A 15,333-nucleotide genomic window follows, 5' to 3' on the forward strand; every position below is an offset into this window, starting at 1 on the left:
TCTTCCCACTCGCGGAGGGCGATCATCCAATAGGTGCCGTATGACTCTCGCTGCAACGCTGACACAGTGTTGGTCACGCGCGGAATGTAGTCGCCAAACGTCAGAAGATGTTGCTGACCGCCGCCTGGATTCGATTCCTTTCAAGCATTCATGTGTAATGTGCAGGGCTTCAATATTTTTAGCGCGTACACCGTGGGTGACTTTTCGGAACGCGCTCACACCGAGCGTGGACACCTTTTCCGTAACCTGAACAGATTCGCGGCGCGAATAGGGCAGTCGTCAGCGAGTCGGCGATCTCGGATCGTGTCCATCGAGCTGGTGCAACGGTGGTACGGCGTTTCGTTCGACCGCACAGCTCTGGTCGAGGCCTGTGCGGCCCTCGATGGGTTCGTCGCCAGGCGGGCGGTGGTGCTCGTCTGGTCCGCTCGGTGTCGAAAGTTGCGGTCGATGCCGGTACCGCCGCGGCCATATGGGCCTGCTGAGCGAAGCGGGATCACGCCTGGTCGATCCGTGGGCTCGACCGGCGGGGAACGCCTTCGCAGACGGGAGTTCGTGGGTAGAGCCTGTCGTAGACGGCAGGAAATTAATCCATCTTCGAAATTTTACGACCAGACCTATTGTGGCGCTGGTCACGTAGGTATACAGTCCTCTAATGTAATATGGACTACATTAGAGACGGCGATCGTTTCGTGACCTGGCCATTTGAGCCACCGCTTTTCTGGCTCGCGCTCGGGTCCCAACCCGTCACTTCATCGTGGAAGGCAATCGTCATGTCGCATCCGGATATGTTGCGCCGTACGGCTCGGCGTGCGCCCGAGAAGCTATGCGTGGTCGAGGGGGAGCGCAGCCTGACATTCGGTGAGGTGGACGAGCGGGCCGACCGGCTTGCGGACTCACTGGTCGCTGCAGGTCATGGGCAGGGGCAACGAGTTGCTCTGCTCGCCGGGAACGAATTGGAGTATCTGGAGATCATCGTGGCCTGCCAGCGGGCGGGAGCAGTCTTGGTTCCGTTGAACACGCGGTTCACCGTCAGAGAACTTGCGGAGCTGATCGAGGACGCCAAACCCAGCTTGCTGATCTGCGGCAGCGAATTTTCCCACAGTGCCGCTGAACTGGATGTCGGCGCGGTCTGGTTTCTGGGTGCGGACGGCCGCGGTGAGCATTACGCATCAGCACTTTCGAATGGTGCGAGGACGCTTCGTTCGAGTCCCGATCCGGACGCGCCCGCCACGTTGCTCTACACCAGTGGCACCACCGGCCGTCCGAAGGGGGCGTTGATCTCCAACCGTGCCCAACTCGCGCGATCGCTGGCTCTCGGGATCGAGTTGCAGATGAGCCCATCGTCAGTGTTCCTGCAGATGCTGCCCCTGTTCCATCTGGCCCAGCAATTCACCGTTGCGTACGCGCTGATGGGCGGGACCAACATCTTGATGAACCGGTTCGATCCCCAGCGTGCGCTGAGCGAGATCCACCGACGTGGGGTGACCGATACCCTGCTCGTCCCGACGATCCTGAAGATGCTCCTGGCGCATCCCGATTTCTGCGGCACCGACAAGTCTTCGTTACGCCGAATTCTTTACGGCGGCGCGCCGATCGACCGTGAACTGCTGGTCCAGGGACTGAGCGGCTTCGCCTGTGACTTCTACCAGATGTATGGAATGACAGAAACAGGGCCAGCGACGTTACTTCGGCCGGTCGAACATGATCCGGAGCGCCCGGAATTGTTGCGTAGCGCAGGTTCGAGCATCGTGACCTACGAAGTGACCACGGCGGATGAGTCGGGCCGGAGCTGCCCGCCAGGCGTGCCGGGGGAAATCTTGCTCCGCGGGCCCGGCCTGATGGGTGGGTATTGGCGTCGGACCACCGAGTCGGACCACGCGCTACGTGACGATTGGATGCACACCGGCGATACCGGCTATCTGGACGAGTCCGGATTGCTATTCGTCACCGATCGGGTCAAGGACATGATTGTCACTGGCGGCGAGAATGTCAGCCCGGTCGAGGTCGAGCACGTGCTTCTGACCCATCCCCGAGTAGCCGACTGTGCCGTGGTCGGTGCTGTCGACGATCACTTCGGCGAACGTGTGCACGCCGTGGTCGTCGTGGTGTCCGGTACCGCGCCTTCCGCCGAAGGACTCGAGGCGTATTGCCGTACTCGTCTTGCCGGCTACAAGGTCCCGCGTAGTTGGTCGTTCGTAAACGACCTGCCGCGCACCGCAACCGGGAAAGTGCGCAAGAACGTCTTGCGGGAATCCCTGGGCGTCGCTTGATCGTCGTCCTATCGAAAGGAGCACCATGACACAAAAGCATGACGTCGTCATCGTCGGTGGCGGGGTCGGTGGTCTCGTTGCCGGCGCACTGCTGGCAAAGCTGGACCGCCGGCGAGTATTAGTGCTGGAAAAGCAGTCGGTCGCAGGCGGACGCGTGGTCTCGTTCGGTGGGCCGCACGGGGCCTACTCCGCCGAGGCGTACGAGCGAATATTGAAGGGCGCGGCCGGAGTTCGGGTACTGCGCGCTTGGCCGTCCTTGGACGAGATCGTGGACAGGAAGAAGATCTTCGACGACTTCATCATCGACCCGGGCTGGCACCTGGTTACCGGTGCGTCGCGCAACCGATACTCGATGCTGGCAGAGGCGCTCGGCAAGTCGATTCCGGTTCGGCCGCAGGTTGGTCTCTTCATCGACAAAGACGGCGAGTTCGTCGAACTCGCCCACATGACCAAGGATTGGCCGGAGGAGTCCCGCCGGGAGCATCGACGGGTCGCGAAAATGCGGATCGGCATCTCGATGGCCGAGTCTGCTCGATACGATCACATCGATCTGGCCTCCTACCTGCGGTCACAGACCGACGATCAGCGGGTCATCGACTATTACACCTGGCTGGGCCGCTACCTGCTGGTCGTCAACGACCCCACCGAGCTGTCCGCCGGAGAGTTCATCCGAACCAACAACATGCCCCTGGCAGCCGGAATGCACCTGTCCACCGGCGGTGGGAGCGGTGAGGTTGCGGGCGGGTTCAAGCGCATCGCCGATGTCTTCAGCGAGATCATCACTGAGAACGGGGGGGAGGTGCGTACCAACGCCGGTGTGGAAGAGGTGTTGCTGGACGGCTACCGGGCAACGGGCGTGCGACTGTCGGAGGAGGCCGGCGGTGACCCGATAGACGCCGATGTCGTTATTGTCAACGTGCCGGTTGACGCACTCGGCAAGCTGGTTCCGCGCGAAAGCTTTCCACCGGAGATGCGCAAGCGGATCGACAATGTCCGGCCCGCCACCGGCATCACGGGATTCATCGGCGTAAAGGAATTGATCGAGCCCGCTCACCCGCGGGCATGCTTTGTCCTCGAAACCTTGCCTGGCGCACCGAAGATCCGCGGCGGGTCGGCTCTCATCGGCTTCGAGCAGACCACCGGTGTCGATCCCTCGCGCCGCCTGCACGACGATGCGGGCCACTACATTCAGACCTGGTCCATCCTTTCGACCGCGGGTCCCGACGAACGTCAGGACGACGCATTGCTGCAACAGCTGGTCGACGCTCAGTTGGAGTGGTTCCGAGCGCGTTACCCGAGCTTCGAGGACAACCTGCTCTGGCATATCCATGTCCTTGCCGAGCGCGTCTATGGTGTGTCGCCGGAGCCTGGCATGGTTGGCGACCGCAAGGTGCCTGTTGCTCATCCGCTGGTGCCGAACTTGTTCTTCGCCGGTGACACGGTGGAGCAGACCGATGTCGGTACCAATGGAGCCGCGCACGCCGCACTCCTGTGTGCAAATGCGGTCTCGGGCCGAAACTTCTTATCTCTGGTGCCCGATTATCTGCGGTAGGTCCCGGCGTACGATCCCCGACATGGCCGAAAACTTCGATGCGACGCCGTCGGGGACCAAATCCGGCCGTGCGGTTCTGCGACCGTCGACGCGGCCGCAACGCGAAAGCGGGGATCGGACCCGGCGCCGGTTGCTCCAGGAAGGCCGAATCGCGTTCGCGCGCGACGGTCTCGACGGAGCGTCGATGAAGCCGATTCTAGATGCGGTCGGGGTAGCTCCGACTGTGCTCTACCACCACTTCGGAAGTAAGAACGGCTTCTTCGTCGCTGTCGCAGAGGACGTCTACGCGGTTTTCGTCGCGGAACTGAGGACCGCGATCGCGCAGGCTGCCGACTTTGATTCGGCGTTATCTACTCTCATCGATGCCGCGGCGGCTTTGCACCGGAAGGATCCGACACTCGCGGGCGTTTCGATCGTGGTGCAGTTCGAGGCACGCCGGAATCGAGAGATCCGGCGCGAGCTGACGACCTCGCTCAGTGCATTCGTTGCGCTCGCCACCGAGATCGCCGACCTCGCACCGGATTCGGTGCGAGGTGGGGGTGGTCAGCGCGCTGTTGTACTGGCGCTCGTGGCATTGCTCAACGGCTTGTCCAGTCTCGCGGTCACCGTCGCGGATTCAGAGGACTTCGTCGCTGCGGCACACGCATTGCGGCGCGTACTCAGTCGCTGAACCACGTCGGAAGGTGTCTGCCGGCCGATTACTCAGAACGGGAACCTGTTTCGATGATGGCACTGGTATGCGACCGCTTCGGCTCGCTCGACGAACTTGTCTACCGGGAGGTCGACGACCCGGTCCCTGGCCCGGACGACGTGCTGGTCCGGGTGCACGCGAGTGCTGCTGTGTTCGCCGATATCCTGCTCGTCGGCGGCAGATACCAGACCACGCCGGCGCTCCCCTTCATTCCGGGTGCCGAGGTTGCCGGAGAAGTAATTGGCCTGGGCGCCAATGTAACTCGGTGGAATGTGGGCGATCGAATAATGAGTCTTGCGATGAATTTCGGCGGGTTCGCCGAACAGATCGTGCTGCCTGAATGGTTACCGAGCCGGGTCCCGGACGGCGTGCCGTACGAACAGGCGGCCGCGGTAATGTCCTCTGCTGCTACCGCCCAGCACGCGCTCCGCGATAAGGCCAGGCTGGCCGCTGGGGAAGTCCTGCTGGTGACGGGTGCGGCCGGCGGTACCGGGAGCGCAGCGATTCAGGTCGGCAAGCTTCTCGGCGCGCGTGTGATTGCGGTCTGTTCTACTCCCGAAAAGGCAGCGTTCTGTCTGGAGCTGGGTGCCGACGATGCAGTCGTCCACTTGCATGAGAACCTCCGAGATCGGGTGCGCGCACTCACCGGAGGCCGAGGTGCGGACGTAGTCTTCGACACCGTCGGTGGTGCGTTGTTCGACGACTGCATGCGGAGCACCGCGATGGACGGCCGTATTCTCGTGGTCGGCTTCGCCTCGGGCGACTTCCCGACATTGCCGGTCAATCTCGCGTTGGTGAAGGTGTTCTCGGTCATCGGGGTGCACTGGATGTCATTCGTCCAACAGCACCCGGCGCGTCATGAGGAACATATGCGGGAATTGTGCCGATGGCTCGGTGACGGCTCGTTCCGCCCGGCGGTGACGGCGCACTTCCCGCTCGACTCGGGGAAGGTGGCCTTGGAGCGAATCGCCTCACGTCTCGTCATGGGGAAGGTCGTCGTGCAGATGTAGAAGAGCAAGGTCAAGACCGGGCATCGACGCGGGAACAAGGGGACCGGCGCCTCCTGTCGCATGGCGATGACAGAAGATCTTGCGCCGGACTGGAGAAGCGCTACGGGAGGCTCGAAACCGGTGTGGAGTCGAAGGTCAATGTAATCGAATCTAAATTTGATTTACTGACTCGGTGGCGGTATGCCTGAACTCTCTCCGACCTGCTCGGCCGTTGTCGCGGCCGCACGGTCGCGTTCACGATGTGGGTCGTTGGCCGACCCCGCCTGAAACGAGGGCGACGTCCAGCACGCCGATGTGTCCGCCTCGACGCTGACAGCGGATGGTCGCGTGAGTCGGGCACACTCTGCCCGATCCAACGCCACCCTCCGCCTGTCGGCCGGGTCGGTGGTGACACCGATCGCTGCTGCTCTGCTCGTAGGGGCCGTTGAAGCAGCGCGGGACAACGGAGCCGGTGACAGCGTCGCTCACCGGCTTCGAGAAACTGACGAAGGCGAAATCGTCCATGTGAGACACGGTCTCAGCATGTGTTGGTGTGTGCGGGCATTGTTCGCCAGCCGTACATTGTTGCTGCGTCGTCGAATCGTTGGGCTCGGGTGAGGTCGATGGTGTATTGGGGGATGCGGGTAAGGATTTGGCGTAGGAGTATGTGGAATTGGAGTCGGGCGAGTTTGTCGCCGATGCAGAGGTGGGGGCCGTCGCCGAAGGCGACGTGTGGACAGCGGCCGCGGTCGAGTTTGTAGGTGTCGGGGTCTTCGAATACGTCGGGGTCGTGGTTGGCGGCTGGGAGCCAGAGCAGGATGCGTTCGCCAGCTCGGAGTTGTCGGCCGCCGAGTTCGGTGTCGACGCGAATGTTGCGTGTGAGTGATACGCCGGCGGTGATGGTGCGGAGGAATTCGTCGACTGCTGCGGGGATGAGGTCGGGGTCGATGGTGAGTTGCTCGCGTAGTTCGGGGTTTTCGGACAGGCGTAGCAGCATGTTGGAGATGAGTGCGGCGGGGTTTTCGAATCCGCCGACCATGAGGGTGAAGACGACCCAGAGGAGTTCGTCGTCGGAGAGGTCGGACTGTTCGCAGAGGTAACTGACGACGTCGCCGGTCGGGCTGACTTTGCGTTCGGCGACGAGGTCCTGGATGGTTTTCACGGCGTTGCCGAATGCTTCCATCCCGGCTTGGAGTTCGGGGGTCATTTCGCCGCCGGATGCCATCGGGATGACCGACAGTGCCGCCTGGATGGAGGCGATGAACGGTTTGCGGGTTTCGTCGGGGAAGCCGAGGTATCGGACCATGACGCCTGCGGGGATGACGTCGGCGATGTCGTGGACGATGTCGAAGTCGCCGAGTTCCAGGACGCGGTCGATCGTTTCGGTGATGAACGCCTCGACGGCTGGTGCCATGGCGTCCACGGTGGCTTTGTTGAACTTCGGGGTGAGGATGCGCCGCAGGTCGCGGTGGAACGGGGCGTCTGCCTCGGCAGGGATCAGGCGCGGGCCTATCACGGTGGGGATCGTTACCCCGCCGCTGCCGTCGGGGTGTTTCTCCGAGGAGTAGGTAGCGGGATCTCGCAGAACCTGTCTGACGAGGGCGTGTGAGGTCGCGACCCAGTGGCCCCCGTTGGCTTCGGTGTAGAAGAGCGGGTGCTCGCGTACGCGATCGAGGACCCGCTCGCGGTGGTGGGATGTCTCGACCGCGTGGTGATCGAAATCGATGACCGGGCGAGAGGGGATCGGGGTGCTCATAGGTTCCTTATTTGACTCGCAGTTGATCGCAATGAAGGAGTGAACGTCATGCTCGAACAATGTGTCCATTTTTGCGGGCGGTTCCCCGGATGTCAATGCCCAACCTCTTGACATGGTCCACTCTGAATAGACATGCTGTTCGAGCAGAACGTTCACTAGGGAGTGGGACGTTCACGAACGGAGAGGGCAGTCGTGGCAACGCACACACCCCCCGCGTCGCGGCTTGCGCGATCGCGCAGCGAAGCGGACGTCGAGACGAAAAAGGTCGAGCCAGTCGTTTGGTGGGCGATCGCCGGGGCGCTGACGCTGGCGCTGATCGCATACATTTTGTTGCGATGGATCACCGGGCCGTATTTCAAGGCCGTTGATCCCGGCCCTACTCAGGTGACAGACTGGCAGCACTATTCGCTGCTCGTTATCCAGATCGGCGGTTCGGTGGCCGCTGTATGGTGCCTGTGGCATTTCCTTGTGAAGCCTTGGCGCCGAGACGGCAAACCGACATCAGAAGGCCTTCTCGCCGCAGCCTACGCCACGCTGTACATTCAGGATCCGGTTTCGCTGTCCGGTGGTTACTGGTTCACGTACAACGCCACGATGTTCAATCGCGGTTCGTGGGCGCCGTATCTCCCCTTCTTCAACGCCCCTTCGGGCGAGCCGGGGAACATGCTCGCGGAACCAATTATCGGCATGGGCCCGGGCTACGTCTACTTCTGGCTGATCGGCGTGGGTGTCGCGTTCTGGGTACTGAAGACCACGATGAAGCGATTCCCGCGCTTCGGTGTCGTCGGCGGTCTCCTCGCCGCCTACGTTGCATGCGTGGTCTTCGACGTGGTAATCGAAGGGTTCATCTGGATGAAGACCGGCTTTTACGCCTATCCGGGTGCTCCTGGGCCGAAACTGTTCAAAGGCTCGTTCACGGCGTACCCATTTGTCGAGGGCATCCTGATCGGTTTCCTTCTCACCCCGTATGCGTTGCTCCGCTACTATAAGGACGACAAGGGCTACACGATCGTTGAACGCGGCGTCGACAATCTTCGCGTCGGAAAGAACGTCAAGGTTCTTCTCCGCTTCTTGGCATTGGTTGCCGTCGCTCAGGCCATCTACTTCTTCTGCTACAACATCTACGCGTACCACGTCGGGGTTAACCAGACGGAGTGGCCTAAGGCTGTTCAGGAGCGGTCGTACTTCCTTAATGGGGTTTGCGGCGAAGGGACCGGACGCGACTGCTACGCGCCCAGTATCCCCAACGCGCGCAAGCACTCCGCGTATATCGGCTCTGACGGCAAGCTCGTTGTTCCGAGCGACGTCGGCCAACTTCCCCAGAGCTACCCGGTATTGCACGGTAAGCACTGACATGCACGATTCGTACGCGCTGATTGCATCGGCCGTCGCGTGTCGTCGGCTCGCGGTCGAATACGGCCGCGAGCCGATCGCGTTCACTGACGGGCAGACACTCTGGCTGCCTCAGTCCCAACCGCCACTGGTCTCTGTGGTCGCCCAAGCCGGGCTCCTCGCTGCTGGGAGCATGCACCCGCGCCTGATGGTTCGGCTCGTCGGGCGACGCTCGGCCTGTGCACGATACGCCGTGCTCGAGGCCAGCCGACTTCCGCAGGTCCTCGGGCACGTGCTGCCTCCGGCGGTGGAGAACGCGTTCCGGAGTCTCGGAGTCGCACCGGTGCCTGCCTCGGCAGACGAGTCGCTCTCCCGGGCATTGGGCAAGGAGCCGATCGCTCTCGCGCCCGACATCGTCGGGGTCGTCCGCCCCTCTGTGGTGTTGCGTGCCCGAGCAACCGGCGGAACCGCGGAGTCCGCTGGGGCGGTCGCACGCCTGGACCGCTTACGCGAAGTTACCAATGAACTCAGCGAAGCGGACGACGAGGAGTCGAGCGAAGTCCGTGATCTGCTCACCTCCGTGTTCAGGAAGAACCCACTGTCGCGGCTGATGCGTGAGCTGATGGGCAGCGAGATGTCTTCTCGACGCGGGAAAGCAGACGGCGCGGAACTCGCTGCCGGGGCGGCGGTCCAGCTGCGTGAGATGAGTGATCAGGGCGGGGTCGCTACCCGCTCGACACCCCTTGGTTCGGAAAAAGACGCCGCCGCCATAGCCGGCACGGAGCATCATGAGTGGGACGAGGATCGTCAGCGGTACCGCCCGCGCCACTGTTCGGTCCACCACCTTGACCCCGCACCTACAGCGTCGTCACGGACGTTGCCAGTAGCGGACGACCCCCAACTGCGGCGAATGATCGCACGCATCGGGCTCGCCCTCGAACGTCACGGCCGCCGCGAAGATGGCGATGCCCTCGACCTGCGGGCCCTCGTGGAGTTCGCTGTTGGGCGCGCCACGGGGCTACAGCAGGATGCGCGTGTCTATGAGACACGTCGCCCTACTGCCCACGACCTCGGAGTCGTCGTTGTCCTCGACGCGTCGGGGTCCACCCAGGACGCCCGGAGCGCCGGCGGCGCAATTTGGGATGAGCAACGCTCACTTACGCTACGCCTCGCGAATGCGTTCGAGCAGGCGGGTGACCGCGTCGCCATCTACGCGTTCCGCTCACATGGCCGGCGAGATGTCCGGTTCCTCCGCGTCAAGCACTTCGACGACCGTCTCGACCACGCCGCGCGTCGACGGTTCGTCGACCTCGAGCCCACGGGATATACCCGGATGGGCGCAGCGATTCGCCACGGCGCGCTACTTGCGCGCGAGGCATCGGGCACGAGTCGACAACTGCTGGTCCTGGTGTCGGATGGCCTTCCTTACGAAGACGACTACAAAGGCCGGTATGCCGAAGCGGACGTCCGGCGCGCCCTCGGAGAGGCTGTTACGAGCGGCGTTGGCTGCGTCTGTCTGAGCGTCGGCTCGGCCCAGGATGCCGACTCGCTCGACCGCATGTGGGGCAGCTTCAACCACCTGCACATGAACACTACGCACGATCTGGCCTTGCGCGGCGAGCCCCAGATCCGCGCCGCCCTCCGCCGCGCGCTCGATGCCTCGCACGGCCAGCGCAGGACCGCGTCCTGAGCACCATCGAATCCAGGAGGATCAGATGACCATGACGGACACTGCCACGGCCGCCGTGGCGACCTATCTGCCCGCAGGCAGCGAAGTCGATATTTTCCGTACTGCCTTCCAACAGCGCATGCCAGTTCTACTGAAGGGGCCAACCGGGTGCGGCAAGACAAGGCTGGTCGAGCACATGGCCGAGCAACTCGGTCTGCCGCTATACACGGTGTCCTGCCACGAGGACGTCACATCCGCTGATCTGATCGGCAAGCACGTGCTGGTCGGCGGACAGACCGAGTGGATCGACGGACCGCTCACGCGCGCGGTGCGCGAAGGTGGGATCTGTTACCTGGACGAGATCGTGGAGGCCCGGCAAGACGCGACCGTCGCCATTCACTCTCTGACGGACCACCGCCGCGAGCTGTTCATCGAACGGCTCGGCGGTATAAAGCTCAAGGCGCCAGATACATTTTGCCTGGTCGTTTCCTACAATCCTGGCTACCAAAGTGTGCTCAAAGATCTAAAAACTTCGACACGTCAGCGGATGGTCTCCATTACCTTGAATTACCCCGCTCCCGAGGTCGAACGCGAGATCATCGGTATCGAAGGGCTCGTGCCACCCGCTGTCGCGCAGGCCCTGGTGCGCCTTGGCCAAGCGCTGCGCCGTGTCGACGACCCAGGGCTACGCGAAGTCCCGTCGACGCGACTACTCGTGGATGCGGCGAAGCTTATCGCTGGTGGGCTGGCGCCCAGGGTTGCAGTCCGGGCAGCCATTATCGAAACATTGACGGACGACTTAGCGCTCGCGGATGCCCTCGAGAGTACGTCCGAGATGTACTTCGCGGGGTCGCATATTCTTGGTACCGACGGTCGACGGTACGACGACGGGGAAGGTCGATACCTTCCCTGACGAGGAGCGCCGTCATGGACTGCGGCCCCGTTGAATAGTGGTGTCTCGAGAACATTTCCCCAGCTCAGTGCGGGCAATACTGCTAGTGGCTACGGCGAGCCGCCTGTTGACACCAACAACGCCACATCACCGCAGTTGAATCTGAGGCCGGCATCCTTCCAATTTGCCAAGGGGCACCCGGGACCTGGCGATGTTCAGGACGCCGCGGAGGGTGATGCGTACAACGCGTGCCAGACCACGTGGCAGAAAGCATTGACGTGGCGCTCGGTTTCCAGCTCGGACGCACCTTTCAGGATCCGGTTCTGCGCGCGCTCTGTCATCCAGATCAGCCAGGCGGCGGTCTGTGCGGCAAGGAGCTCACGGTCGATCCAGCCCTGTCGCTGGCCGCGCTGGATATGGCGGGTCAAAGCGGCGATGTTCTGATCCACTATCCCGCTGAGCTGGGCATGGACCAGTTCGTCGTAAACCGCCGCGTCGAGCAGAGCAGACAACATCAGCGCGTGAGACTGGTAGGTAGCGACCCCCTCGCTCAGAGCCGCGTGGAGTTCCTCGAAAGTTGGGGCAGGGCCTAAGTCCGTCCAAGCGGCCGAGGCTGTGTTCAGTTCGTCACGGACGTTGTCGAGCCACGTGCAGAGGAAGTCGCCCTTGTCGCGGAAGTGGGCGTAGAAGCGGGAGCGGCTGATCCCGGAGCGGTTGGCGAGCTCTCCGACGCTGAGCTGATTCAATGTGGCGCCCTCGAGGAGGGCCTGCTGTATACCCGTAAGCAGAGCGTCGTATGCCTCGCGGCGGCGCGTGTCCTTCGCGCTCTGCGTCCGACGCGTAACCGAGCGCATGTCAGCGCCCTTTCACATAGAGCGATCGCCAGATGATGTCTGTCGCCGCGGTCATCAGCTTCTCGCGTTCCTCTTTATCCGCTTGTGCTACCAGTTGGTACAGACCTCGCTCGATAAGCCACGTGATCCACTCGGATACCGGCTCGACGTCGATGTCCTGCTGTGCGTCACCGCTCTTCTGGCTGCGCCTGACATGTTCGGCCACCCGATTGGCCGCTTCGCGCATGAGCATCGTGAACTGGGCGGCCACCTCGGTGTCATACGAAGATGCCTCGATTATGGCCGCTATCAGCTTGTTGTGCGGCAAGTACAGTTCGACGATCTGGTCGAGCCCCTGTCGTAGCTGTGCTTTGGAAGCGCCGGGCGGAAGCTGCCACCAACCTGTCGCACAGACGAACAGATCTGCGATGACTTCTACGGCGAGAGACTGGAGCAGGTCTCCCTTGTCGGAGTAATGAAGATAGAACCCCGAACGCGAAACACCGGCTCTCTGCACAAGTCGTTCCACGCTGATCTCGATGAATGACTCATCTTCGAGCAGTTCTTCCAGGGCTGGTAACAGCCGACGGGCAAGCGCCGCGCGGCGGTCGCCGGTGGCGCGCTCGTCGGTGATCGCGACGGTACTCACCACTCAGAGCATATGCGATCGAGGCTCGATCAGGCATGCGGGACCGGATCCGGCAGATGCAATTTGCATCACGTCGGGGCCCGCTCGCTCGATGCTGGTTTCGATGGCGGCGTATGAGGCGAACCTGTGGCACCGCAGACCTCGGCGATCCGCAGCCCTGGCTGCGAGCGGCACACTAGTGCTTGACATGGACGTATTGCTCGAACATCATGTCTATTAGCTTGAAAAGGCCTTCCTTTTTGTATCGGCGTCAAGGAGTAAGAGCATGGCCAGTGGCAGAGAGTCTGCGCCCCGGCTGTCGTCGTGTTCGAGGGGAAATCGGTGACGGGCGCAGTCCGGGCGCGACCGGCCTGGCTCACTGACGAAGATGAACTCCCGCATCCGCGCGAAGCGGAAAATCCGCCGACGTGGTCCGAGAACTACCTGTCTTATGTTTGGTCATCCGCGAACGATGTCGGTATCTACGTACATCTCGCACGCCGCACTTCGCCGTTCGAGCTATGGGACGAGGTCGTCAACATCGCACTCCCGGGCGATCGGTTCCTGACGGCGAAGGCACTCGGCCCGGGCTACACAAAGAACCTCGGTGTAAGCGGTGTGTGGATGAAATGTGATGCGCCGTACGAGCGATGGACGAAACGCTTCGTCGGTGCGGGTCGCTTGCTCGACGGCGACACATATCGCTCGGGTCCGGTCGCTGATGGACTGCACACTCCGGTGGGTTGGGAGTTGTCCTACGAAGCTATGAGCCCGCCGTTCGACTTCGGCACTGAGCATTTGGACCAGGCATGGGGCCACGGCCACTACGAGCAGCACGGCAGGCTTGAAGGCTGGCTCGTGTGCGGTGATGAGCGGTTCGAGATCAAAGGCACTGGTCTGCGCGACCACTCGTGGGGGCCTCGGGACTATCGCGAGATCGGCACGACGACATGGCTGCACGCCCAGTTCCCGGAGAGCGGCCGGGCACTGATGGCAGTCCTGGTAACCGGAATGCCTCCGCGGCCTGCGTTCAGCGTCGCGACGATCACCGACAGCGCATCGGTGCGCCATCTCCAAGCCGATGGTCTGCCTCAGGCACGCACACTCGACGACACGAACTCAGGGTTTGGGTTCACGCTGCGAGATGGGGACAACATCGAGGCCAAGGTCTCCGCGGAGGTGCTACGCCCGCTTCGAGCTGCGTGTGCCGGTTCCGCCGAACTCGTACTCGGCACGCACGCCGCGCCCGATGTCAATCACCACTACGTCGATGCCTTCGCCCGCTTCGACTGGGCCGGCGAAACCGGCTATGGCGTCATTGAACGCACCGTCGACCTCGACCATCACTAAATCATGAACCGATAGAAGGAAACCCTCGTGCTAACGCAGCAAATAGTGACCGATGCCAGCACACTCACCCCCGACTGGTTCAGTCAGGTCCTCGGTGGCAAGGTCAACGATGTCGATCTCGAGCCGATCGGCGGTGGGCTCATGGCGCGGATAATGCGTGCGACGCTTGGATACGTGGACGGCGCCACCGGCCCTGCATCGGTCGTCGTCAAGTATCCAACCGACGATCAAGGCAGCCTGGGGCTCGCTCTCGCTATGGGCATGTACGAGCTCGAGGTCCGCTTCTACCGTGACGTTGCGCCCTTGGTTACGAACATGAGCATCCCGAAGCGCTACCTGTCCGAGCGTGACGAGGCCACGGGCATGTTCACGCTTGTGCTGGAAGATCTAAGCGGATCGCGCCCCGGAGATGTACTCACCCAGTGCTCGACCGACGAGTGCTCCGCGGTTCTGGCCGAGCTAGTCGCCTTCCAGGCGCCGCTGTGGAACTCTCCGGCAACTGCTGCGATGGATTGGCTCGCCGATCCGCGACGCACGCTCGGCGTCTTCGACTCGCTCGCTGCGGGCCTCGAGCCGTTTATCGAGCGATTCGGGCCCCGGTTGGATCCGGCTCATGTCGATCTGTTCCAGCGTGTGCTGCCAAAAGCTGGGCAGTGGGTCCGTAGCTGGGCAGTGCCGACGGTCGTACAGCACGGCGATTTCCGCAGCGACAACATCATGTTCGGCAACACGCCCGGCGCGGCGCCGGTCACTGTCATCGACTTTCAGACCATCCGTCAGGGCCCGCCCGGACTTGACGCGGCTTACTTCCTCGGCTCGTCGTTGGCGACCAAGGTACGCCGCTCCATCGAGGCTGATCTGGTTCGGGAGTACCACGGGCGCCTTGTCGCGGCAGGAGTGGAGGGCTACGACTTCGACGCGTGCTGGAAGTCTTACCGCGAAGGAGCTCTGTACGGTGTGTTCCTGTTCGTCGGGATGGCGAGTCGAGTCGAGTCGACCGAGCGAGGGGACCTCGTGATCATCGACCAGATCCGGCGATATGCGGACATGGTGATCGATCTCGACGCAGTAACCGTGGGCGGCATCGCGTGAGCGATCGCCGCTGAAGAGCAGGCCGTCACCGACCAAGTATGGACCTTCGCAGCCATCTGTTGGCGTCGGCACAAGGGAGGCACGTGGCATGAATTTAATTTATTAATGATTAAAGTTTCTGGCGACGCATGTTCGGGCGCGCGAATCGTAAATCTCGCAGGAGGTTGCAGTGAAGGTAAGCATCGATCACAGTAGGTTGGTCGATCTCGGATGGCTGCTGTTCTTCACGCCCCCATCGCCCATGGATTGTGCAGTACGTGACTTTGGTGACTGCAATAT

General features: G+C 62.4%; 12 protein-coding genes. 9 read left to right on the top strand and 3 right to left on the bottom strand.

Annotated features, from left to right (window positions below):
* Window positions 1-770: 770 nt before the first annotated feature.
* Genes ACW2Q0_RS29795 through ACW2Q0_RS29810 form a run of 4 tightly spaced genes read left to right on the top strand, consistent with a single transcriptional unit; the run spans window position 771 to window position 5,523 of the window.
* The gene (locus tag ACW2Q0_RS29795) at window positions 771-2,270 is read left to right on the top strand and encodes a class I adenylate-forming enzyme family protein (RefSeq protein WP_457194250.1); all 1,500 of its coding nucleotides are present in this window, start codon (window positions 771-773) and stop codon (window positions 2,268-2,270) included.
* 25 nt (window positions 2,271-2,295) lie between these two features.
* The gene (locus ACW2Q0_RS29800; RefSeq protein ID WP_457194251.1) at window positions 2,296-3,822 is read left to right on the top strand and encodes a phytoene desaturase family protein; all 1,527 of its coding nucleotides are present in this window, start codon (window positions 2,296-2,298) and stop codon (window positions 3,820-3,822) included.
* A gap of 22 nt (window positions 3,823-3,844) precedes the next feature.
* A complete protein-coding gene (locus tag ACW2Q0_RS29805; protein ID WP_457194252.1) occupies window positions 3,845-4,492 on the top strand; it encodes a TetR/AcrR family transcriptional regulator in 648 nt (215 codons plus the stop codon).
* A gap of 53 nt (window positions 4,493-4,545) precedes the next feature.
* A complete protein-coding gene (locus tag ACW2Q0_RS29810) occupies window positions 4,546-5,523 on the top strand; it encodes an NADPH:quinone oxidoreductase family protein (RefSeq protein ID WP_457194253.1) in 978 nt (325 codons plus the stop codon).
* Between the two features lie 517 nt (window positions 5,524-6,040).
* Here the strand turns inward: ACW2Q0_RS29810 and ACW2Q0_RS29815 are convergent.
* Window positions 6,041-7,258, bottom strand: coding sequence for a cytochrome P450 (locus ACW2Q0_RS29815; protein WP_457194254.1), 1,218 nt, complete (start codon window positions 7,256-7,258; stop codon window positions 6,041-6,043).
* A gap of 192 nt (window positions 7,259-7,450) precedes the next feature.
* On the opposite strand from ACW2Q0_RS29815, the gene ACW2Q0_RS29820 reads away from it, so the two are divergent.
* The 3 genes from ACW2Q0_RS29820 to ACW2Q0_RS29830 all read left to right on the top strand — a co-directional run bounded on the left by ACW2Q0_RS29820 (window position 7,451) and on the right by ACW2Q0_RS29830 (window position 11,172).
* Window positions 7,451-8,611 (top strand): spirocyclase AveC family protein, encoded by a 1,161-nt coding sequence (locus tag ACW2Q0_RS29820; RefSeq protein ID WP_457194255.1) that lies wholly within the window; start codon window positions 7,451-7,453, stop codon window positions 8,609-8,611.
* A 232-nt stretch (window positions 8,612-8,843) separates the two neighbouring features.
* Window positions 8,844-10,280: a VWA domain-containing protein gene (locus tag ACW2Q0_RS29825; RefSeq protein ID WP_457194256.1), complete on the top strand. Its 1,437-nt coding sequence runs from the start codon at window positions 8,844-8,846 to the stop codon at window positions 10,278-10,280.
* A gap of 31 nt (window positions 10,281-10,311) precedes the next feature.
* Window positions 10,312-11,172 (top strand): AAA family ATPase, encoded by an 861-nt coding sequence (locus ACW2Q0_RS29830; RefSeq protein ID WP_457194273.1) that lies wholly within the window; start codon window positions 10,312-10,314, stop codon window positions 11,170-11,172.
* Between the two features lie 194 nt (window positions 11,173-11,366).
* Here the strand turns inward: ACW2Q0_RS29830 and ACW2Q0_RS29835 are convergent, their stop codons facing one another.
* Both ACW2Q0_RS29835 and ACW2Q0_RS29840 read right to left on the bottom strand, forming a co-directional pair.
* Entirely contained in the window at window positions 11,367-12,005 is a 639-nt protein-coding gene (locus tag ACW2Q0_RS29835; RefSeq protein ID WP_457194257.1) for a TetR/AcrR family transcriptional regulator, read from the bottom strand.
* A 1-nt stretch (window position 12,006) separates the two neighbouring features.
* Window positions 12,007-12,633 (bottom strand): TetR/AcrR family transcriptional regulator, encoded by a 627-nt coding sequence (locus ACW2Q0_RS29840; protein WP_457194258.1) that lies wholly within the window; start codon window positions 12,631-12,633, stop codon window positions 12,007-12,009.
* Window positions 12,634-12,954: 321 nt separating this feature from the next.
* On the opposite strand from ACW2Q0_RS29840, the gene ACW2Q0_RS29845 reads away from it, so the two are divergent.
* Both ACW2Q0_RS29845 and ACW2Q0_RS29850 read left to right on the top strand, forming a co-directional pair.
* Entirely contained in the window at window positions 12,955-13,962 is a 1,008-nt protein-coding gene (locus tag ACW2Q0_RS29845; RefSeq protein ID WP_457194259.1) for a DUF7065 domain-containing protein, read from the top strand.
* A 174-nt stretch (window positions 13,963-14,136) separates the two neighbouring features.
* Window positions 14,137-15,054 (top strand): phosphotransferase, encoded by a 918-nt coding sequence (locus ACW2Q0_RS29850; RefSeq protein ID WP_457194260.1) that lies wholly within the window; start codon window positions 14,137-14,139, stop codon window positions 15,052-15,054.
* The last annotated feature ends 279 nt before the right edge of the window (window positions 15,055-15,333 follow it).

The sequence above is a fragment of the Nocardia citri genome (assembly GCF_054065835.1).